Below are 19099 nucleotides of genomic sequence, written 5' to 3'. Positions count from 1 at the left end.
GTGTGCGCGGGTGGCTCAGTCGAGCACGACGAGGGGGGCGAAGCCCGCGCGCCGCAGCGTGTCGAGCGTGTGCTCGGAGTGCTCCGGTCCGCGCGTCTCCACGCTCAGCTCGAGGATGACGTCGCTGATCTGGAGACCGTGGCCGTGCCGGGTGTGCATGGCCTCGATGACGTTCGCTCCCGCCTCGGCGATCAGCTCCGACACGCGGGCGAGCTGGCCCGGCCGGTCCGGCAGAGGGATCCGGATCGTGAGGTAGCGCCCCGAGGCGGCGAGGCCGTGGGCCACGACGCGCTGCAGCAGGAGCGGGTCGATGTTGCCGCCGGACAGGACGGCCATGGTCGTGCCGTTCGGCGACACCTTGCCCGCGAGGATCGCCGCGACCCCCGCGGCCCCCGCCGGCTCCACGACCACCTTCGCCTGCTCCAGCAGCAGGACGATCGCGCGCGCCAGGTCGTCGTCGGACACCGTCACGACCTCGTCCACGAGATCGCGGATGATCCCGAAGGGCACGTCGCCCGGACGCGCGACCAGGATCCCGTCGGCGATGGTCGGCCGCGTGACGATGTCGACCGGCTCCCCCGCCTCCAGCGACGGCGGCACGGCAGCGGCGTTCTCGGCCTGCACCCCGATCACCCGGACGGTGCGGCCGAGCTCCGCCGCGCGCGCCTTGACCGCCGCCGCGACGCCCGCGATGAGGCCGCCGCCGCCGATGCCGAGCACGACCGTGTCGACCTCGGGCGCGTCGGCGAGCAGTTCGAGGCCGAGCGTGCCCTGACCGATCACGACGTCGCGGTGGTCGAACGGGTGGATGAGCACGGCCCCGGTGCGCTCGGAGAACTCCGCGGCCAGGCGCAGCGAGGTCGCCACCGTCTCGCCCTCCAGCACGACCTCGGCACCGTAGCCGCGCGTGGCGAGGAGCTTGGGCACCGGCACGCCCAGCGGCATGAAGATCGTGGCGGGGATGCCGAGCGCCTGGGCGGCCAGCGCGACCCCCTGCGCGTGGTTGCCCGCCGATGCCGCGACGACGCCGCGCGAGCGCTCCTCCGCGCTGAGCCGGGAGAGCCGGTACGCCGCACCGCGGATCTTGAACGACCCGGTGCGCTGCAGGTTCTCCATCTTCAGCAGCACGGGAGCGCCGAGGGCGTCGGAGAGGGCCCGGGAGGGCAGGGTCGGCGTGTGCGAAATCACCTCAGCCAGACTCTGAGCGGCGTGCTCGAACTCGGTCAGGCTGGGGACTTGGCTCATCGATTCCTCCGTGTCCGCTGTCGCGGGACTGTGCTCCAGATCAGGTCTCCGCTCGGACCGACGCCGGTGCGCCACGAGCCCGAGCTGATGGTGACCGCGGCGACGTTCACGAACGCCGCCAGCGGTACGGCGAACAGGGCGCCGGGGATACCCGCGATCATCGCTCCACCCGCGACCACGAGCACGACGGCGAGCGGGTGCACCTTGACGGCCGAGCCCATCATGATCGGCTGCAGGATGTGTCCCTCGATCTGCTGCACCGCCAGGACGACCACCAGCATCCACAGCGCGATCCACGGGCCGTTGTAGACGAGCGCGAGGAACACCGCGACGGCGCCGGTGACGACCGCACCCACGATCGGGATGAACGAGCCGAGGAAGACGAGCACGGCGACCGGAAGCGCGAGCGGCACCTGGAGCAGGAACGCGCCGAGTCCGATGCCGATCGCGTCGATCGTCGCCACGAACAGCTGCGTGCGGGCGTAGTTGACGATGGTCGCCCAGCCGTTGCGCGCGGCCCCGTCGACCGCGGGACGAGCGCGACGCGGGAAGACCTTGAGCGTCCAGCGCCAGATGCCGGCGCCATCCGCGAGCAGGCAGATGAGGATGAACAGCGCCAGCAACGCGCCCGTGGCCACGTGACCGACGGTCGTGCCGATCGCGAGGGCGCCGGTCCACAGCAGTTGCGCCTGTTCGGAGATGAGGTCGAGACCCTGCTGGAGATAGTCGGCGATCTGGGTGTCGGAGAGGTTCAGCGGCCCGTCGTGCAGCCAGACCTGGAACTGATCGAACGCCTCGGTGGTGCGCTGCTGGACGTCGGGCAGCTGCTCCCTGACCTGCCACACCACGAGCCACATGAGACCCGTGACGATCGCGACCGTGCCGATCAGCGAGATCGCGATCGCGAGCCAGCGCGGCACGCCGCGCCGCAGCATCCACGAGAAGGCCGGCCACAGCAGCGCCGTGATGAGGATCGCGACCATGAGCGGGATGACGAGGAGCTTCAGCAGCATCACGAGCCAGATGAAGACGCCGATGGCTGCCGCGATCAGCAACAGGCGCCAGGCGTAGCTCGCGGTGATGCGCAGCGGCAGAGGCACGGCCTCGTCGGCCTCGGTGGTCACGGTCCGGTCGGTGGACACGGGGCGCGGACGGAACAGATCGCGCAGCCGGGGTCGCTGGTCCTCGCTCATCGCCTCAGTCTACGGTCATGCGGTATGCCGCTCGGCGCATCTACCCCGCGAGAGAGATGTCCGACACCGGCGTTACGCTGGCGGCGTGACCGACTCCCTCAGCTCCGCGCAGGCACGCCGCATGGCACTCGCCGCGCAGGGGTTCACACGCGCGCGACCCGCTGCCGTCTCCAACCGCCACCTGCACCGCGTGATGGAGCGGCTCGGAGTGCTGCAGATCGACTCGGTCAACGTGTTCGCCCGGTCGCACTACCTGCCGCTGTTCTCCCGGCTCGGCGCGTACGATCCGGCCCTGCTCGACCGGCTCTTCCTGTCGCGCACCACGCACTACGTCGAGTACCTCGCTCACGAGGCCACGTTCATCCCGGTCGAGGACTGGCCGCTCTGGCGGTTCCGCATGGACGCGTTCCGCCATCGCTGGGCCGGCGAGGACTCGTGGCTCAGCACCAACGCCCGCACGGTCGCGTGGGTGCAGGCGGAACTGCGCGACCGTGGCCCGCTCCGCCCCGCCGACCTGCGCGCCGACGCTCCCCGCGAGCGCGGCACATGGTGGGACTGGGACGAGGTCAAGCTCGCCCTCGAGCACCTGTGGCGCACGGGAGACGTGGCCGTCAGCGGGCGGCGCGGCTTCGAGCGCACGTACGCCCTGGCGGAGCACGTCATCCCGGAGCACATCCGCGCGCGCGACGTCTCCCGCGACGACGCGATCCGCGAGCTCATCCGCCGCGCGGCCCGCTCGAGCGGCGTGGCGACCACGTCCGACCTCGCGGACTACTACCGCATCCGAGACCGCGCCACCATCGGCAGGGCGATCGCCGAGCTGGAGGACACGGGCGAGCTGCTGCCGGTGCGCGTGCGGGGATGGGAACGCGCCGGTCGCCCGCTCCCCGCGTGGCGCCACCGCGATGCCGTTCTCCCCCGCCGCGTCGAGGCGGCCGCGATCCTCACGCCGTTCGACCCCGTGGTGTGGTTCCGCGAGCGCGCGCTCCGCGCCTTCGAGCTCGACTACCGCATCGAGATCTACGTGCCGGCGGCCAAGCGCCGTTACGGCTACTACTCCCTCCCGGTCCTGGTGGGCGACCGCATCGTGGCGCGGGTCGACCTCAAGGCCGAGCGCGCCGGCTCCACGCTGCAGGTGCAGTCGGCGTGGTGGGAGCCGCAGGCACGGCCCGACGACGCGGAGGCGATCGCGCGGGAACTGCGGCTCGCCGCCGCGTGGCAGGGGCTCGAGCACGTGTCGGTGTCGGGCTGGGGAGATGCCACCTCCGCGCTGCACGACGCCCTGGCGACGAGCGACGGGGCACCGGTGCGGCGGCACGTGCACGAGCGGGAGGGCGCGGCGTGAGCAGGCGCCTCCGGTGGGCGGCGGCGATCGCCGCGGCGGTCGTGGTGGCCGCCGTCGGAGGCTGGATCGTGTTCGCGTCGCTGCGGTCGCCGTCACCGGATGAGGCGGCCCTCGCCTACCTGCACGCGGTGGAGTCGGGCGACCCGAAGGCGGTCGAGGCGACGGGCGCGGAGGTCAGCGCGACGGCGCTCGCGGCGCTCGATGGGGCGACCGAACGCATCGCCCGGCCCGCCGTGACCGGGACCCACGGGACCGGCGAGAACCGGCGCGTCGAGGTGTCCTTCCGACTCGGCGGTGAGGAGCACGACGCGACCCTGTCGATGAGCGCGGTGAACGGTCGCTGGGTCGTGGACGGCTCGTGGCTCGGTGCGGTCACACCGAGCACGACGGCCGGCACCGCGGTCGCGATCGGCGCAGCGACGCTCCCCGCCGGCGACGAGACCGTCCTGCTGCCGGGCACCTACGCGGTCGCGGCGGCCCCGGCCGCTCTGCTCGAGGGGACCAGCGAGGTCACGGTGCTTCCCGGCGAGACGACCGCGGTCGAGGTGGACGCCTCCCTTCGACCCGAGGCCACGGAGGCCGCGCAACAGCACCTCGACGACCACCTGACGGCGTGCACGACTCCGGCGCCCTCTCCGCCCCCGGGCTGCGGCATCCGGCTCCCGTGGGGGCTCGAGTTCCGCGACGTGAGCGAGGTCCGGTATCGGATCGAGCAGCAGCCCACCGTCACGCTCATGACGGACGGCTTCACCGCGGCAGGCGGCGTGCTCGTCGCCACCGTGACCGGGACGGGACAGGACGGAGCGCCCCGCACCACCACCTACCGCACCGACGACTGGAGTCTGCGGGGCGACGTCGATTTCACCGCGGAGGGGCTGCGGCTGACGGTGTGGTGAGCGCGTGCGTCAGAACTGCACGCGCGGGGGCTCGGAGATCGCGCCGCTGTCGGCGACCTCGAAGAACTCGCGCTCGGTGAAACCCAGGCCCTTCGCGAAGAGATTGTTGGGGAAGACCTTGATCTTGGTGTTCAGCTCGCGCACGCCGCCGTTGTAGAAGCGTCGAGCCGCCTGGATCTTGTCTTCCGTGTCGACCAGCGACTGCTGCAGCTGGAGGTAGTTCTGGCTCGCCTGCAACTGCGGATAGGCCTCCGCCACGGCGAACAGGCTGCGCAGCGCCTGCTGGAGGTGTCCCTCGGCGATGCCGGCCTCACCGGGGCCGCTCGCGGTGAGGGTCTCGGCACGCGCCCGCGTGACGTTCTCGAACACGGCCTTCTCGTGCGAGGCGTAGCCCTTGACGGTCTCGATCAGGTTGGGGATGAGGTCCGCTCGGCGCTTGAGCTGAACCGTGATGCCGCTCCACGCCTCGTCCACGCGCACGTTGAGCTGCACGAGCGAGTTGTATGTGGCCCAGAGATAGATGCCGACGAGCAGGATCACCCCGACGACGATCAGTACCGGCACGAGCCATTCCATCAGAGCCCCACCCTTCCTCGTGTTTCTCTCATCCTAGACGCGCAGGCTGCGCGTGGACTGGGCGCGTCAGCCGCCGGCCGCATCACGCGCCGAGCACCCGGTCCAGGTAGCGGTTGGTGAAGCGCCGTTCGGGGTCGAGCCGGTCCCGCAGCCCCACGAAGTCGTCGAACCGCGGGTACACCGCGCGCAGCGACTCCGCGTCCTGCGTGTGCAGCTTCCCCCAGTGCGGCCGGCCACCGTGCTCCCTCATGATCCGCTCCACGGCCTCGAAGTACGCCGTGGGATCGGCGCGCCAATAGCGATGCACGGCGATGTAGGCGCTGGCGCGCCCGTGTGCCGTGGAGAGCCAGCGGTCGTCCGCGGCGGCGAAACGCACCTCGATCGGGAACTCGATCCGCCAGCCGCGGTCCGCGATCAGCTGCTGCACCGCGCGGAAGGCGGGGACGACCGCGTCCGCGGGGATCGCGTACTCCATCTCGCGGAACCGCACCGTGCGGCTCTGGGTGAGCACCCGGTGCGACAGATCGGTGTACTCGCGATCGCCCGTGAGCCGGACGGCCAGGCGGCTGAACGGCGGCGTGACCGCCGGCACCAGCTGACCGGCCGCACACACCACGCGGTACACGCCGTTGGAGAGCAGACTCTCGTCCACCCACCGGCCCACGACGGGCAGCGGCTTGCGGACCGTCGACTCCGGAAGCCGCGTCTGCCGCTTGGTGAGGGCGACGTCGGTGTGCGGGAACCAGTAGAACTCGAAGTGGTCGGACGCGGCGACACGCTCGTGCACGGACGACAGCACGTCGTCGAGCGGCACGGGCTCGTCGATCGCGTGCAGGACGAACGACGGGACGCACTGCAGCGTCACTTCGACGATGATGCCCAGAGCCCCGAGACCCACGGCCACCGCGGGCAGAAGTTCGGGCTGGTGCTGCTCGTCGATCCGGAGGAACTCGCCCGCGGCCGTGATCAGCGTGACGCCGACGACCTGGGTCGCGAGCCCGCCGAACGTCGCACCGGTTCCGTGCGTGCCGGTCGAGATGGCCCCGGAGATCGACTGCCGGTCGATGTCGCCGAGGTTCTGCATCGCCAGGCCGTACGGCGCGAGCAGCCCGGGGATCCGGTGCAGGCGGGTACCGGCGAGGAGGCTCACACGTCCGGATGCGGCGTCTGCGGACACGAGCCCCTGCAGGTCGTCCAGTTCGAGCAGCACGCCGGGGGCGACGGCGATCCCGGTGAAGCTGTGGCCGGCGCCGACCGCCTTGATCGTCAGGCCCTGCTTCGCGGCGGCCCGCACGGCGCGCTGCACGCCCTCGGGGCTGCGCGGGCGCTCGACGCGGACGGGACGCACCGACGCCGAGCGGCCCCAGTTCTGCCAGGTGCCGCCGATGCGCGTCACAGGAACGCCTTCCCCTCGCCGCGGTACGTCGGCAGCTCGTCGATGACCTCGTCGCCCGACACCAGGTGATAGCGGTCGATCCGCTCGGCCGGCTCGCCGCTCTTCGCGTGGCGGAACCAGACCCGATCGCCCACGCCGAGCGTCGCGGCGTTCGGCCCGCGGAGGGGGGTCTGCACCTCGCCCGCGGCCTCCCGAGGCAGCGTGCGGAGATCCGCCGGCCACACCGGGAGCGGCTGCCGCGAGGCCACCGCGGGCCCGGAGGCGATCCAGCCACCGCCGAGCACGGTCGCGATGTCGGCCGCCGGGCGCCGCACGACGTCGAACGCGAACGCGGCGGCCGGCGCGGGCCGGAACGAGCGGTAGCCATCGAACAGATGCCCGCCGAGCAGCCCGCTTCCCGCGCTCGCCTCGGTCAGCGACTCGTCGCTGCCCGTGAACTCGAGCGACCCGGTGCCGCCCCCGTTGAGGAATTCCAGGGGTGCGACGGCGCTGACCGCCGCGGCGATCGCCGCCCGGCGCTCGCGCAGCTCCTCCCGCGAGCGCGACTGCACGAGACGGATGAGCGGGGCGTCCGGACCCGCGTCGTCCCCCTGACCGGCGATCTGCGCGTCGTACATCTGCAGGCCGACGAGCCGGAACCCCGGACGGGCCGCGACCTTCCTCGCGAACGCGGCCACCTCACCCGCGGAGAACAGGGCCGAACGCCGCACGCCGATGTGCCCCAGCAGCGGCGAGCGCCACGAGGCATCGACGTCGATCGCGACACGCAGCTCGGGACGAGAGCCCGGCCCGGCGATACTGTCGATGAGGTCGAGGTGCACCAGATCGTCCACCATGAGGGTGATCCGTCGGGCCGCGGCCTCATCGGCGACGAGCCGCTCCAGGGCGGCGCGGTCGACCGTCGGGTAGCCGAGGACGATGTCGTCGTGCGTCTCGGCGAGCCACAGCGCCTCCTCCAGCGTGAACGCGAGGATGCCCCGGAAGCCCGGCAGCCGCAGTACGGCATCCAGCACCTCCCGCACCCGCACCGACTTGGAGGCGACGCGGATGGGCAGACCGCCCGACCGCACGAGGAGATCCATCGCGTTGTAGCGGAGGGCCTCCCGGTCGATCACCGCGACCGGGGCGGGCAGATGGCCCGTGGCGGCCGAGAGTCGGGGCCAGTATCGGCCGGGATCCTCCCACTCGGGGGCGACCGCGGCGGTGCCCTGGACGGGGCTCAGTTCATCGGTGAGGTCGAGCACTCCCCCACCCTACGGCCTGAGCGCACTCGGGTTCACCCCTCCTGACACCGCGTCGCAGAGGGTGCGGGGGCCGCCGTTCGCCGGCGCTAGGCTGGCGACGCGGCCCCCGTAGCCCAATGGCAGAGGCAGGCGACTTAAAATCGCCTCAGTCTGGGTTCGAGTCCCAGCGGGGGCACCGGACCCGAGGGTCAGCGCCCGAACAGGTCACCGATCCCGGGGACGCCCAGGTCGCCCAGGCGGTCGCCCCAGCCCGTCGCGGTCTCTCCGAGGCCGGACACCGCGTCCCCCGCCGATCCCAGGAGATCTCCGGCGCCGCCCGTCAGCGCCTCGACATCGACGCCGGATACCAGCGCCTCGACGTCCAGGCCCTCTGCGAGGGCGCCGAAGTCCACGCCGAGCGATGCGGCCTGGTCGAGCAGCGGCGCGGCGACCGCGCTGACCACCGCACCGCCGGCCACGACGCCGAGCAGACCGACGGCGGCACCACCCGCCGCGACGGCAGCCCCGCCGGCCCCGACGCCGCGCGCGCGGGACAGCAGACCGCGCATCCGTCCCGGTCGCATCGCCTCCGCCCGCCCGGCCGCCCTGGCCAGATCGTCGGGGGCGGACGACCGCGGCCGCTCACCCGCGGGGAGCTCCCGCTGCATGCGCGCCGCCACGACCTCGCGCTGCTGCGGGGTGAGCCGCGCGAACGCCTCGCGGTGGAGCTGCTCGATGCGCTGAGGATCGGCCGTCTGCATCAGGTAGTCGTACCGGGCGATCGCGGCACGATCCTGCGGGGAGAGCGCGGATCCGCCGCGGTGCGGTGCGGGCGGCTGCGCGAAGGCCCCCGCGGGTCGTGTCCGGTCCTGGACGCGACGGGCGGTCGCGTCGTGCGCGGGCGGCGGCGCGTACGGGTCGCCCGGTCGTGCAGCGGACGGCGAGGCGTCGCGGGTGCCGCGCACCTGGTCGACCGCACCGCGGATCATTCCGCCCCAATCGGTGGACTCCCGCCCCGTGTCCCCGGGCCGCCGCGAGGATGTCGCGCCGCCCGTGTCGAGCGCGTCGGAGGCGAGGCGGATGAGTCGGGAGAGCTTTCCCATGGTGATCCCTTCGTGGGGCGGGCCACCGGGAGGGTCGACGTCCAGCATCGGCAGGGGTCTCCGGGCAGCCCGCGAACGGGTGCCAAGGTCTCCTCCGCCCGGAAGGGCCAGCGGGCCGGGACACGATGTCATGTCCGTAGTGACGACGACGCTGCAGACGGGAGTACTCCCCTTGCACTTCGAAACCCTAGCGGGCAGGGCTATGGATCCTCTCCACTGCCCGCTCAGCCGAGATCGTCGAGCACCTCGAGCACGTCGTCGCGGATGGCGAGGAACGCCGCATGCACCTCGGTGCGCCCGCCGTCCTCCGAGAGCGCCGCGACCGTGCGTCCCAGCGCCCCGAGGGGGAGCGTCCCGGCGGACTCCCGAGCGCTCAGCTCCCCGAAGCCCTCCGGAGGCGACCCCGCGCGCGCCGCGAGCAGGAGCTGATCGCACAGCACCGAGGCCGCGCCCAGGAGCGACGCCGCGGCACGCAGATCGCTGCGGGCGACCTCGGTGCACAGCAGGCGGTCGCGGATGATGCGGGTGAGCCGCCGCGAATGCGGAGCGGGGATCGCCCGCCTCGACCGGATGCGCCAGCGATCATCTCCGTCCAGGGGCGCCTCGTATGACACCGGCTCGCCGTCGCTCACATGGATCGCCGGGACCTGCATCGGTGTGGGAAGCGGATCCCCTGCCCACCACGCCGCCGGTGCCTCCGCCGTCGGAAGGAACGCTGTCGCGCGCTCTGCTCGCGCCGCCCCCGCGCCATCCGGGCGGAGGTCGGCGACCTGCACGAGGCTGGGGTTGCTGGCGAAGTGGGACAGGCCGCGGGATCGGATGACTCGGAACAGCGCTTCCCCATCGTCGACGGGAGCGCTGTCGTCGGCGGCGGCGAGCTCGGCGGCGACCGCGACCGGCAAAACGGTGGCGACGACGGACGCCGTCTTCCCCGGCGGGGCGACCCACGGCCGCCCGGCGAAGGCAGCGATCCGCACCGCGTGCGACGCGTAGGTGTCCCACCCCGAGAAGAAGCTCAGCACCGCGGCGGGCTGACGCCTCACCGCGTCGCGGACCTGAGCGAGAAGCGCCGGATGCGCGTCCACGTCACCCGAGAGCACGAGATGATGAGTCGCCCGGCGGCTCCACGGCTGCCAGACGGGACGCGGGGAACCGCGACGCGCCGACGGTTCGATCCCGTCGGAGACGATCTGGACGGGAGCGCTGCGGAGCTCGTGCGCCAGGGCGACCGCCCGGTTCTCGAGCCCCGGCAGGGCGCGGATCGAGACGCTGAGCGTCGGCATCGAACCCCCACTCCGCGTCGCCACCTGGTCTCCTCGCATCGCGCACGATCCACACGGCCGCCCACACGGCCTTGTCCACGCTCCCGGAAAGCGTACAATCTGACATGTTACGTGGCCAACTCTTGCGGCGTCTCCACCCTCATACGTCCGGCCCGGAACGAGAACGGCCCCGCACGCATTCGCGTACGGGGCCGTTCGGTGTCGTCGTCACTTGACGGGCGCGGTCTCCGCTGTCGCCGAAGCCTTCGCGGCGGGCTTCTTCGCCGCCGCCTTCTTCGGAGCGGGCTTCACATCGGCCGGGGTCTCCGCGGCGGGAGCCCCCTTCGCGGCCGGAGCCGACTTCGCCGGAGCAGCCGCCGGGGCCGCGTTGGCCGGTGCCGCCGGACGCGGACGCGCCGCGAACTCCTCGAACACGTAGCGCGGGTTCTGCACGGTCTCGAGGTTGACCAGGTCGCGGCCGAGCCACAGGTTGTTCCACCAGCCCCACAGCACGCGCCACTTGCGCTCCCACGTCGGCATCGCGAGTCCGTGGTACCCGCGGTGCGCGACCCAGGCGATGAAGCCCTTGAGGGCGATCTTGCCGGACTGGAAGACGCCGTTGTACAGGCCGAGACCGGCCACGGCCCCGAGGTTCTTGTGGAAGTACTCCTTGGGCGCCTCGCCACGGAGCACCGCCACCAGGTTCTTCGCGAGGAGCTTGGCCTGACGCACCGCGTGCTGCGCGTTCGGCACGCAGAATCCGCCGACGCCACCACCCGACAGGTCGGGCACGGCCGAGACGTCACCGGCAGCCCAGGCGCCCTCGACGAAGGCCTCCGGGGTGCCAACGCGCAGGTCGGCGCGGGTCTGGATGCGACCGCGCTCCTCGATCGGCAGGTCGCCGCCGCGCACGACGGTCGGGTTGGCCATGACGCCCGCGGTCCAGACGATCACGTCGGTCGGGATGACCTCGCCCGTCGAGAGCTCGACGTTGCCGTCGATCGCACCCGTGACCTGCGTGTCGAGGTGCACGTTGGCGCCGCGCTTCGCGAGGTCCTTGAGCACCCACTCGCTGGTCTTGAGCGACACCTCGGGCATGATCCGCCCCATCGCCTCGATCAGGTGGAAGTGCGTGTCCTCGAAGTGGATCTGCGGGTACTTGCTCACGAGCGACGAGGCCAGCGAGCGCAGCTCGGCGAACACCTCGATGCCAGCGAAGCCACCACCCACGACGACCACGGTCAGCAGACGGTCGCGCTCGGGACCGGCGGGAAGCGAGGCGGCCTTGTCGAAGTTCGACATGACCTTGTCGCGGATCGCCACGGCCTCTTCGATGGTCTTGAGACCGATCGCGTTGTCGGCGATGCCCGGGATCGGGAACGTGCGCGAGACGGCACCCGCGGTGACCACGATCTGGTCGTACGCGAACTCGTACGGCTCGCCGACGGGCGGCGTGATCGTCGCGGTCTTCTGCGCGTGGTTGATGTTGGTCACCTTGGCGGTGAGCACGTGCGTGCGCTTGAGGTGGCGGCGGTGCGCGACCACCGAGTGACGTGCCTCGATCGAACCGGCGGCGACCTCGGGAAGGAACGGCTGGTACGTCATGTACGGCAGCGGGTCCACCATGGTCACGTCGGCCTCACCCTTGCGCAGGTGCTTCTCGAGCTTCCACGCGGTGTAGAAACCTGCGTAGCCCCCGCCGACGATCAGGATCTTGGGCACAGTGCTGTTCTGAGGCACAGAAGAACTACTCCTCGGAGTCGGGATTGTGGCGTACGGGAACGCGCGCCGATCGGATGCGCCGGGCAGCTGCGGTGACGCCAAGCGCTATCAGGATACCAGGCACCGTGAGTGCGACGAGCGGCAGGGTACCGTAGCGCAGTGATTCGGCGCTGGGAAGCAGCGGTGAGCCGGCCTCGCTCGGTTGATCCGCATCGGGAAGCGGAGGCACGGCGACCGGGGTCAGCTCGGGCTGCGGCGCCGGCTCGCTCTCGGCTCGGCGGAACAGCCGGATCCACTCCGCCAGGTCGCCCATCGGGTTCGTGTCGACCGAGGGAAGGGTGGCCGAGATCGCCGCGGCAGCATCGACCAGCCCGTAGCCGTAGAGCGGATCGCGGGGCTTCTGCGCATCGGGTACGGGTATCGCCGTCTTGATGATGCGGTTGATCACGTCGTTCGCGGAGATGTCGGGATGTGCCGACCGGATGAGCGCGGCGATCCCCGCCACGATCGGTGCCGCACCGCTCGTGCCGTTCCACTTGACGACTTCCCCGTCGGCCGAGACACCGAGCAGGCCCTCACTGGGCGCCGAGATCCCGATCGTGATGCCCTGCGTCGACGCCTCGATGCTCGCGGTGCCCGTCTGATCGACACCGCCCACCGTGAGCACACCGGGGATCGTGGCGGGAGCGCCGATGATGTTCGTGCCGCTCCCCCGGTTGCCCGCCGCGACGACCACGACCACGTCGTGCTCGAACGCGTAGAGGAACGCGTCGTCCCAGCTCTCGTCCCAGTCCAGGGTGTTGGTGGTGAAGGAGAGGTTGATGATGTCGGCCCCGTTGTCCACCGCCCACCGCATCGCTTTCGCCACCTGCTCCGTGAAGGGCACGGCGGCCGCCGCGCCGAAGCCCACGGACACCGACAGCAGCTTGGCTTCCGGGGCGACGCCGATCATGCCGGTGCCGTCGGGGGCGCCGCGACCGGCGGCGAGGGACGCCACCCAGGACCCGTGGTTGCCGTCGATCGCGCCCAGCGGCGTCCGTCCATCCGGCGTCCCCGTGCCGGAGACGTCCGTGCCGCCGACCACCGCGTCGCCGAACGTCTGCGGGACCTTGCCGATGCCTGTGTCGATCACCGCGATGGTCGTCCCCTCGCCACGCGTCGTCTGCCACGCCTCGCGGATCCGCGCGCCGTCGAGCCAGTACTCCGCCGCGCGCACCGGGTCGGCGGGGTCGTCCGGGATCGGCGGCGGCGTCGCCGCCGTCGCGCTCGACCCCAGCAGCAGCACCGTCGTCGCCACCGCGGCGGCGGCGACCACGCTGCGCAGCATCCGCCGTCCGGTCATGCCGAGCGCGCCGCCTCGCGCACAGCCGCACCGGGGTCCTCGCAGCGGCAGACCGCGGGCGACCAGGACGAGCGCTCGAGCGCCGCGTCGCCGATCGGGTTCACACCGGGGCCGGCCGCGAGGGCGTGCCCGGCGAGAGCGTGCAGGCACTTGACGCGGGTGGGCATGCCGCCCGCCGAGATGCCGTCGATCTCCGGAACCTCACCGAACTGCGCGCGATCGGCCAGGTACGCGTCGTGCGCCGCGCGATACGCCTCGGCGACCTCCGCATCGTCGTCCAGCAGAGCGGCGAGCTCCGGCATCACATGCGTGGCCTCGAGCGTCGACATGGCCGCGGTCGCCGCGGGATGGGTCAGGTAGTAGAACGTGGGGAACGGCGTCCCGTCCGGAAGCCGCGGCGTGGTGGCGACCACCGTCGGGTTGCCGCAGCGGCACCGCGCCGCGATCCCGACCACTCCCCGCGCGGGGCGGCCGAGCTGCGCGGACACGACGGCGAGTTCGGCGGGCGTGGGGGCGGGGAACGGGGGCGTCGTCACCACACCAGCGTAGGGGAGGCTCCAGGGAGGATGCTCGGAGCGGAAGCTCAGCGGGTGACGGCCACGGTGTCGCTGAGGCCGGCGGACACGAGCGTGCGCAGCAGCTGCGGCATCCAGTCCGCGGGGCGCTCCTCCAGGGTGTCGCTCACCGGTTCCTGCTCCCGCGGCAGCGCCGACGGATCGAGGTCGTTGTCGATCAGGTACACGACCTCGCCGGGCTTGACGTAATACAGGCGCTCGCGCGCCTGGGTCGTGATGTAGGCGGGATCGTCCCACCGATCGCGCTCGGCGGAGAGCGCGGCGATCTCGGCCTCGCTGACCTGCACCGAGGCCTCCAGCGCCGCGATCTTCTGCCGCTGGTCGATGAACGTCCCGAGCGTGGGGACCAGCACCCAGGCGCCGAGCACCACGAGCGACAGCATGATCGCAGAGAACGCGGACAGTCGGATCCCCGACGCCCACTCCCGCACGTCCACCCGCGGCGCGGCGCCCTCCGCGCTCCGTGGCGCTCGACGCCCCGGCTTCGCGGACGGTGCCGGCCGTGCGGTCTTGGCCGTCGCGGGGCGCGGAGACGCGTTCGACGACGACGAAGGAGGAGCCGGTCGTCGTGCCACGGCTCCTCCTCCGTCATGCCGCCTCGGCGGCATCGTCCTGCCGCGGCTCACGCGGCTCTGTCACTGTGTGTGCGCTCAGGCCCGGTAGCGCGGGAACGCAGAGCGGCCGGCGAAGACCGCGGCGTCGCCGAGCTCCTCCTCGATGCGCAGCAGCTGGTTGTACTTCGCGACGCGCTCGCTGCGCGCCGGGGCACCCGCCTTGATCTGACCCGCGTTCGTGGCGACCACGAGGTCGGCGATCGTGGTGTCCTCCGTCTCGCCCGAGCGGTGCGACAGCATGGCCGTGTAGCCGGAGCGCTGCGCCAGGCTGACCGCGTCGAACGTCTCGGTGAGCGTGCCGATCTGGTTGACCTTCACCAGCAGCGAGTTGGCCACGCCGCGGGCGATGCCGTCGGCGAGACGCTGCGGGTTGGTGACGAACAGGTCGTCGCCGACCAGCTGCACCTTCGAGCCGAGCGCCTCGGTGAGGTGCTTCCAGTTGTCCCAGTCGTCTTCGGCGAGTGCGTCTTCGATGGTGACGATCGGGAAGTCGTTCACCAGGCCGACGTAGTACTCGGTCAGCGCCGCGGCGTCCCAGTCCTTGTTGTCGAGGCGGTACACGCCGTCGTTGAAGAACTCGGTGGCGGCGACGTCGAGGCCCAGCGCGATGTCGGTGCCCGGGGTGAACCCGGCCTTCTCGATGGCCTTGACCAGGAAGTCGAGGCCCTCGCGGTTGCTGGGCAGGTCGGGGGCGAAGCCGCCCTCGTCGCCGAGGCCCGTGGCGTAGCCGGCGGCCTTCAGCTCGGCACGCAGCACGTGGTAGGTCTCGACGCCCCAGCGCAGCGCCTCGGAGTAGGTCTCGGCGCCGATCGGAGCGAGGAAGAACTCCTGCATGTCGATGCCGTTGTCGGCGTGCTCGCCGCCGTTGATCACGTTGAACAGCGGCACGGGCAGCACGTGCGCGTTGGGGCCACCCAGGTAGCGGAACAGCGGGAGGTCTGCGGAGTCGGCGGCGGCCTTCGCGACCGCGAGGCTGACGCCGAGGATGGCGTTCGCGCCGACGCGCTTCTTGTTCTCGGTGCCGTCGACCTCGATCAGGATCTCGTCGACGATGCGCTGCTCGCTCGCCTCCACGCCCTCGAGCGCCGGGCCGAGCTCGTCGATCACGGCCTCGACGGCCTTGCGCACGCCCTTGCCCCCGTAGCGGCTCTTGTCGCCGTCGCGCAGCTCGTACGCCTCGAAGGCGCCGGTCGACGCACCGGACGGCACGGCCGCACGCTGCACGATGCCGTCGTCGAGGAGCACCTCCACCTCGACGGTCGGGTTTCCGCGCGAGTCGAGAATCTCGCGTGCGCCTACAGCCTCGATCAGTGCCACTGATGTGCTCCTTGCTCAGGGAAAAGGTTGTGTGGAGCGTCGTCGATCCGCGCCCCAGTCTAGCCCCGGGCTCGGACGGCGCCGGGGTGACAGGCGGCGCCGGGTGGATGCCGCGCGCGGGCCGGGTCAGACCACGAGGGCCAGTGCGACGCCGTCCCAGCCCTTCAGCCCCACGGTCTGCAGCGCGGTCGCATCGAACCGCGGGTCCTCCCCCAGCATCCGCAGGCCCTCCCTGGTGCCGACGACCTTCGAATCGGTCGAGTCGTCGCGCACGATCTCACCGTCGCGGCCGATGTTGTCGAGCACGACCACGGTGCCGGGATGCCCGAGCCGCGCGGCCCAGTCCAGGTACACGGTGTTGGACTCCTTGTCGGCGTCGATGAACACCAGGTCGAACCCGCCCACCAGCGTCGGGAGCACGTCGGCGCCGCGGCCGATGCGGATGTCCACCCGTTCGCCGACACCGGCCGCATCGAGGCTCGCCCTGGCCACCGCGGCGTTGTCCGCCTCGGCCTCGACCGTCACGACCCGTCCCTCCTCCCCCACGGCGCGTGCGAGCCAGATCGTGGAGTAGCCGCCGAGCGTGCCGATCTCCAGCACCCGCCGCGCCCCGCTCAACCGCACCAGCAGGTTCAGCAGCTTGCCCGCCAGGGGCGCGACCTCGATCTCGGGCAGCCCGGCGGCCCGTTGGGCGGCGAGCGCCGCGTCGAGCGCGGGATCGGGCTCCAGGAGCTGCTCGGCGAGGAAGGTGTCGGCGTCGGCCCAGGCGGCGGGGGTGGAGTCCATGCGCTCAGCCAACCCCCGGCGCACGCGGCGCGTCAAGCGTCGCCGCCGCTGCTCCGGCTCGCCGCGGCGCGAGCGGCGGCTGCACCCGGAACTGCCCGGTCAGCAGCAGCACGAGGATCACCACCGCCGCGACCAGCCAGGCCGCGACACCCAGCGGTCCCGCCAGCGCGAGGTCGGGCTGTGTCGCGGCGAACAGCACCACCATCCCGGCCGCGGCGTTAAGCGAACCGTGCGCGACGACCGCCGGCCACACCGACCCGGAGCGCAGGCGCAGCCAGCCGAACAGCACACCCCACGCGACGCACCCGCCGACCATGAACAACACGCCGGTGACGTCGGTGCGACCGAAGTTGTAGCCGAGCAGGATCACCGGACTGTGCCAGAGACCCCAGATGACACCGCTGAGCAGCAGTGCCGGCCAGGTGCCCAGCGGACGCAGGGCGGGCAGCAGCCACCCGCGCCACCCCAGTTCCTCACCGAACGCGAACCCCGCGTTGACCAGCGCGCCGAGCGGGATCATAGCGAGCTGCGCGAACACCACGACCTCGACCGGCGGCATCGGCGTGCCGGCGGGGAGCGCCCGTGCCAGCTCGGCCGCGAACGCCCCGGACGTCGGGTCGAGCCGCACCCAGCCGAGGGCGGCGGAGACCAGGATGCCGAGCCCCACCAGCAGCGGGGGGATCAGCCACGCCGCGACCAGGAGCCACACGACGCGCTTCGCCGGGCGCAGCGGCCAGAGCCCCAGGAAGCGCAGGCGCGCACCCGGCCTGGGCACCCGCATCACGAACACCACGAGCACCGTCGCGAGGGCGGGCGTCAGCATCATGGCCGGCAGCAGGAGCGTCGAGATCGGCTCGGCGAGCCCCGCACCCAGCCAGAGCGGCAGGGCGACCAGCCAGGCGAGCCCGCAGGCTGTCGCGACGAACACGATCACCGCGGCCCACGGCACGCGCGTCACGGCTCCCTCCGCGTCGCGTGTCGTGTCGTCGACGGTCATCGTCCGCTCCTCTCGGTCGCCCCGTCGGACCCTCCCCCGTGGTCCGTCCGCGCGGCGGCCCGATCGACGTAGGCCTGCAGCAGTGCCGCGGCCTCCTCCGCCCCGTCGATCGTCACGATGAACGGTCCGTGGTCGCGGCGCGCCACCTCGATCGCGGAGCCCTGTCGCATCACGATGCCGCTGCGGCCGTCCGGCGAGAAGCGCCACCCCCATCCGCCGAACTCCCCGAACGGCGAGACGGTCACGGCTCGCGCGGACACGATGCGGTCGACCGGGATGCGCTGACGCGGCCAGCCGAGCGGAGCCTGCGCCGTGAGGCCCTCCGGTGTCACACGCACCCGGAACGACGCCGTCGCGGCCACGGCGAACGCCACCACCACGGTCACCAGGACCGCGATCCACGCCCCGGTGATGCCGCCCGCGAGCATCCACACCGCCAGCGCGATCAGCCCGAGGAGGACGACCAGAAGGAAGGCCAGGGCCCCGCGGGGCATGGTCGTGGTGCCCACCCAGACCACCCGTTCCCCGTCGGCCACCCGCACGACGTGCCGCGGCTCGAGCGTGCGCCCGGGCTCGGGCCTCACCCTGGGCTGAATGAGCCAGGCGACACCTCCGGTGACGAGGAGAGCGGCGAACGCGAGCGCCGTCACGACGCCGATGCCCGGGACCTCGGCGGTCGACGCGAGGTCGCGCTGGATCCACAGCGACCCGAGGCTCAGCACCGCCGCGAACCCGGACATGCCGGCCGCGAGCGCACCCATCAGCCGGGCGGCTCCGCCCCAGTGCGCAGCCACCGCGGCGAGCGTGGTCGCGGCCATCAGGAGCGGGAGGCCGAGCCCGACGCCGAGGAGCAGCCAGAGGTAGACGATCGGGGCACCGAAGCGGTCGGCGCCGTCGAGACCCCAGTGCACCGCGACGGTGCCGGGGAGCGAGGGTAGCCAGGACAGCAGCACCGCGGCGGCGATGGCCGTGATGACCACGGGCACGGCGACCGCGACCAGGACGAAGAGGAGGCGCGCCCGCCGCAGCAGCGCGGGCGGCGTGCGGGTGAGGTCGTGGGTCGTCATGGCGAATCCTCCTCTGTGGTGCGCGGTGTGGTCCGCTGTGCGGCGCGGGTGCTCCGGTCGTCGACGGGAGCGCGGTGGGTGCGGACGATGCCGGCGAGCGTCTCGGCGGAGACCCCCACCGCGGCGGCACGACGGACGAGTCCGTCGATCTCGTGCGCGAGCTCGACCAGCGGGGCCGCAGAGGCCGCGATCACCGCGCCCCTGCCGCGCCGGAGGTCGACGAGACCCTCGTCGCGCAGCCGCTGGTAGGCGTGCAGCACCGTGTGCTGGTTGATGTCGAGCGCGCTCGCGACGTCGCGCGCCGCGGGCAGCCGGTCGCCCGGGGTGAGCGCGCCCGCCAGGATGTCGGCCCGGATGGACGCGGCGACCTGGTCGTACAGCGCGTGCGGACTGTCGACGTCGACGCGGATCAGCATGGCGACCTCCTATCGCTACTTATT

Annotated in this window: 18 protein-coding genes and 1 tRNA gene; 3 read left to right on the top strand and 16 right to left on the bottom strand. The window is 72.3% G+C overall.

The features are described 5' to 3' along the window. Positions 1 to 15 precede the first annotated feature (15 nt). Together ilvA and ACFWCH_RS11135 are read right to left on the bottom strand one after the other, a co-directional pair. Positions 16 to 1245: a threonine ammonia-lyase gene (ilvA, locus tag ACFWCH_RS11140; protein ID WP_136036902.1), complete on the bottom strand. Its 1230-nt coding sequence runs from the start codon at positions 1243 to 1245 to the stop codon at positions 16 to 18. Continuing rightward, positions 1242 to 2438, bottom strand: coding sequence for an AI-2E family transporter (locus ACFWCH_RS11135; protein WP_136033452.1), 1197 nt, complete (start codon positions 2436 to 2438; stop codon positions 1242 to 1244). Before ACFWCH_RS11135 ends, ilvA begins: the two co-directional genes overlap by 4 nt. 85 nt (positions 2439 to 2523) lie before the next feature. Between ACFWCH_RS11135 and ACFWCH_RS11130 the strand changes: the two genes are divergently transcribed. Continuing rightward, complete coding sequence (locus ACFWCH_RS11130; protein ID WP_247638550.1) at positions 2524 to 3783, top strand: winged helix-turn-helix domain-containing protein; 1260 nt, start codon at positions 2524 to 2526, stop codon at positions 3781 to 3783. Continuing rightward, positions 3780 to 4679 carry a hypothetical protein gene (locus ACFWCH_RS11125; RefSeq protein WP_247638549.1) on the top strand — a complete coding sequence of 300 codons (900 nt, stop codon included), beginning with the start codon at positions 3780 to 3782 and terminating at the stop codon, positions 4677 to 4679. The genes ACFWCH_RS11130 and ACFWCH_RS11125 overlap by 4 nt, the downstream gene beginning before the upstream one ends. Positions 4680 to 4688: 9 nt before the next feature. Here ACFWCH_RS11125 and ACFWCH_RS11120 read toward each other — a convergent pair whose 3' ends face one another. The 3 genes from ACFWCH_RS11120 to ACFWCH_RS11110 form a co-directional block, all read right to left on the bottom strand. Beyond that, the gene (locus ACFWCH_RS11120; protein ID WP_136033446.1) at positions 4689 to 5255 is read right to left on the bottom strand and encodes a LemA family protein; all 567 of its coding nucleotides are present in this window, start codon (positions 5253 to 5255) and stop codon (positions 4689 to 4691) included. Positions 5256 to 5337: 82 nt separating this feature from the next. Next, on the bottom strand, positions 5338 to 6651 hold the full coding sequence (locus ACFWCH_RS11115; protein WP_247638548.1) for a D-arabinono-1,4-lactone oxidase: 1314 nt from the start codon (positions 6649 to 6651) through the stop codon (positions 5338 to 5340). Further along, positions 6648 to 7895 (bottom strand): alanine racemase, encoded by a 1248-nt coding sequence (locus tag ACFWCH_RS11110; RefSeq protein WP_378803549.1) that lies wholly within the window; start codon positions 7893 to 7895, stop codon positions 6648 to 6650. Before ACFWCH_RS11110 ends, ACFWCH_RS11115 begins: the two co-directional genes overlap by 4 nt. Positions 7896 to 7997: 102 nt before the next feature. Between ACFWCH_RS11110 and ACFWCH_RS11105 the strand changes: the two genes are divergently transcribed. Then, positions 7998 to 8070 (top strand) — tRNA-Leu (locus tag ACFWCH_RS11105). Positions 8071 to 8083: 13 nt separating this feature from the next. Here ACFWCH_RS11105 and ACFWCH_RS11100 read toward each other — a convergent pair. From ACFWCH_RS11100 to ACFWCH_RS11050, 11 genes are all read right to left on the bottom strand, one after another. Then, positions 8084 to 8977, bottom strand: a complete 894-nt coding sequence (locus tag ACFWCH_RS11100) for a cation-transporting ATPase (RefSeq protein WP_378803548.1) — start codon at positions 8975 to 8977, stop codon at positions 8084 to 8086. A gap of 224 nt (positions 8978 to 9201) precedes the next feature. Beyond that, the gene (locus ACFWCH_RS11095; RefSeq protein ID WP_378803547.1) at positions 9202 to 10260 is read right to left on the bottom strand and encodes a hypothetical protein; all 1059 of its coding nucleotides are present in this window, start codon (positions 10258 to 10260) and stop codon (positions 9202 to 9204) included. 207 nt (positions 10261 to 10467) lie between these two features. Further along, on the bottom strand, positions 10468 to 11961 hold the full coding sequence (locus ACFWCH_RS11090; protein WP_378803546.1) for an NAD(P)/FAD-dependent oxidoreductase: 1494 nt from the start codon (positions 11959 to 11961) through the stop codon (positions 10468 to 10470). Positions 11962 to 11986: 25 nt separating this feature from the next. After that, complete coding sequence (locus ACFWCH_RS11085) at positions 11987 to 13303, bottom strand: S8 family serine peptidase (protein WP_136033435.1); 1317 nt, start codon at positions 13301 to 13303, stop codon at positions 11987 to 11989. Beyond that, on the bottom strand, positions 13300 to 13839 hold the full coding sequence (locus ACFWCH_RS11080; RefSeq protein ID WP_247638544.1) for a DUF501 domain-containing protein: 540 nt from the start codon (positions 13837 to 13839) through the stop codon (positions 13300 to 13302). The genes ACFWCH_RS11085 and ACFWCH_RS11080 overlap by 4 nt, the downstream gene beginning before the upstream one ends. A gap of 47 nt (positions 13840 to 13886) precedes the next feature. Further along, positions 13887 to 14453 carry a septum formation initiator family protein gene (locus tag ACFWCH_RS11075; protein ID WP_240753287.1) on the bottom strand — a complete coding sequence of 189 codons (567 nt, stop codon included), beginning with the start codon at positions 14451 to 14453 and terminating at the stop codon, positions 13887 to 13889. 75 nt (positions 14454 to 14528) lie between these two features. Next, a complete protein-coding gene (eno, locus tag ACFWCH_RS11070; RefSeq protein ID WP_136033431.1) occupies positions 14529 to 15809 on the bottom strand; it encodes a phosphopyruvate hydratase in 1281 nt (426 codons plus the stop codon). A gap of 126 nt (positions 15810 to 15935) precedes the next feature. Continuing rightward, on the bottom strand, positions 15936 to 16595 hold the full coding sequence (locus tag ACFWCH_RS11065; protein WP_378803545.1) for an O-methyltransferase: 660 nt from the start codon (positions 16593 to 16595) through the stop codon (positions 15936 to 15938). A gap of 4 nt (positions 16596 to 16599) precedes the next feature. Continuing rightward, on the bottom strand, positions 16600 to 17592 hold the full coding sequence (locus ACFWCH_RS11060; RefSeq protein WP_378803544.1) for a CPBP family intramembrane glutamic endopeptidase: 993 nt from the start codon (positions 17590 to 17592) through the stop codon (positions 16600 to 16602). Next, complete coding sequence (locus ACFWCH_RS11055; RefSeq protein ID WP_378803543.1) at positions 17589 to 18659, bottom strand: DUF1648 domain-containing protein; 1071 nt, start codon at positions 18657 to 18659, stop codon at positions 17589 to 17591. The genes ACFWCH_RS11060 and ACFWCH_RS11055 overlap by 4 nt, the downstream gene beginning before the upstream one ends. Beyond that, on the bottom strand, positions 18656 to 19075 hold the full coding sequence (locus ACFWCH_RS11050) for a GntR family transcriptional regulator (protein ID WP_378803542.1): 420 nt from the start codon (positions 19073 to 19075) through the stop codon (positions 18656 to 18658). Before ACFWCH_RS11050 ends, ACFWCH_RS11055 begins: the two co-directional genes overlap by 4 nt. Between the last annotated feature and the right edge of the window lie 24 nt (positions 19076 to 19099).

It is taken from the genome of Microbacterium sp. NPDC060132 (genome assembly GCF_042729675.1).
Taxonomy (GTDB): Bacteria; Actinomycetota; Actinomycetes; order Actinomycetales; family Microbacteriaceae; genus Microbacterium; species Microbacterium sufflavum.
Note: the sequence above shows the minus strand (reverse complement) of the source record. Positions and strands in the feature narration are given on the sequence as shown.

Excerpts from the sequence above, each read along its gene's own strand:
- ilvA (WP_136036902.1), bottom strand. The coding sequence starts at position 1,245 with ATGAGCCAAGTCCCCAGCCTGACCGAGTTCGAGCACGCCGCTCAGAGT.
- ACFWCH_RS11135 (WP_136033452.1), bottom strand. The coding sequence starts at position 2,438 with ATGAGCGAGGACCAGCGACCCCGGCTGCGCGATCTGTTCCGTCCGCGC.
- ACFWCH_RS11120 (WP_136033446.1), bottom strand. The coding sequence starts at position 5,255 with ATGGAATGGCTCGTGCCGGTACTGATCGTCGTCGGGGTGATCCTGCTC.
- ACFWCH_RS11100 (WP_378803548.1), bottom strand. The coding sequence starts at position 8,977 with ATGGGAAAGCTCTCCCGACTCATCCGCCTCGCCTCCGACGCGCTCGAC.
- ACFWCH_RS11095 (WP_378803547.1), bottom strand. The coding sequence starts at position 10,260 with ATGCCGACGCTCAGCGTCTCGATCCGCGCCCTGCCGGGGCTCGAGAAC.
- ACFWCH_RS11085 (WP_136033435.1), bottom strand. The coding sequence starts at position 13,303 with ATGACCGGACGGCGGATGCTGCGCAGCGTGGTCGCCGCCGCCGCGGTG.
- ACFWCH_RS11065 (WP_378803545.1), bottom strand. The coding sequence starts at position 16,595 with ATGGACTCCACCCCCGCCGCCTGGGCCGACGCCGACACCTTCCTCGCC.
- ACFWCH_RS11060 (WP_378803544.1), bottom strand. The coding sequence starts at position 17,592 with ATGACCGTCGACGACACGACACGCGACGCGGAGGGAGCCGTGACGCGC.
- ACFWCH_RS11055 (WP_378803543.1), bottom strand. The coding sequence starts at position 18,659 with ATGACGACCCACGACCTCACCCGCACGCCGCCCGCGCTGCTGCGGCGG.
- ACFWCH_RS11050 (WP_378803542.1), bottom strand. The coding sequence starts at position 19,075 with ATGCTGATCCGCGTCGACGTCGACAGTCCGCACGCGCTGTACGACCAG.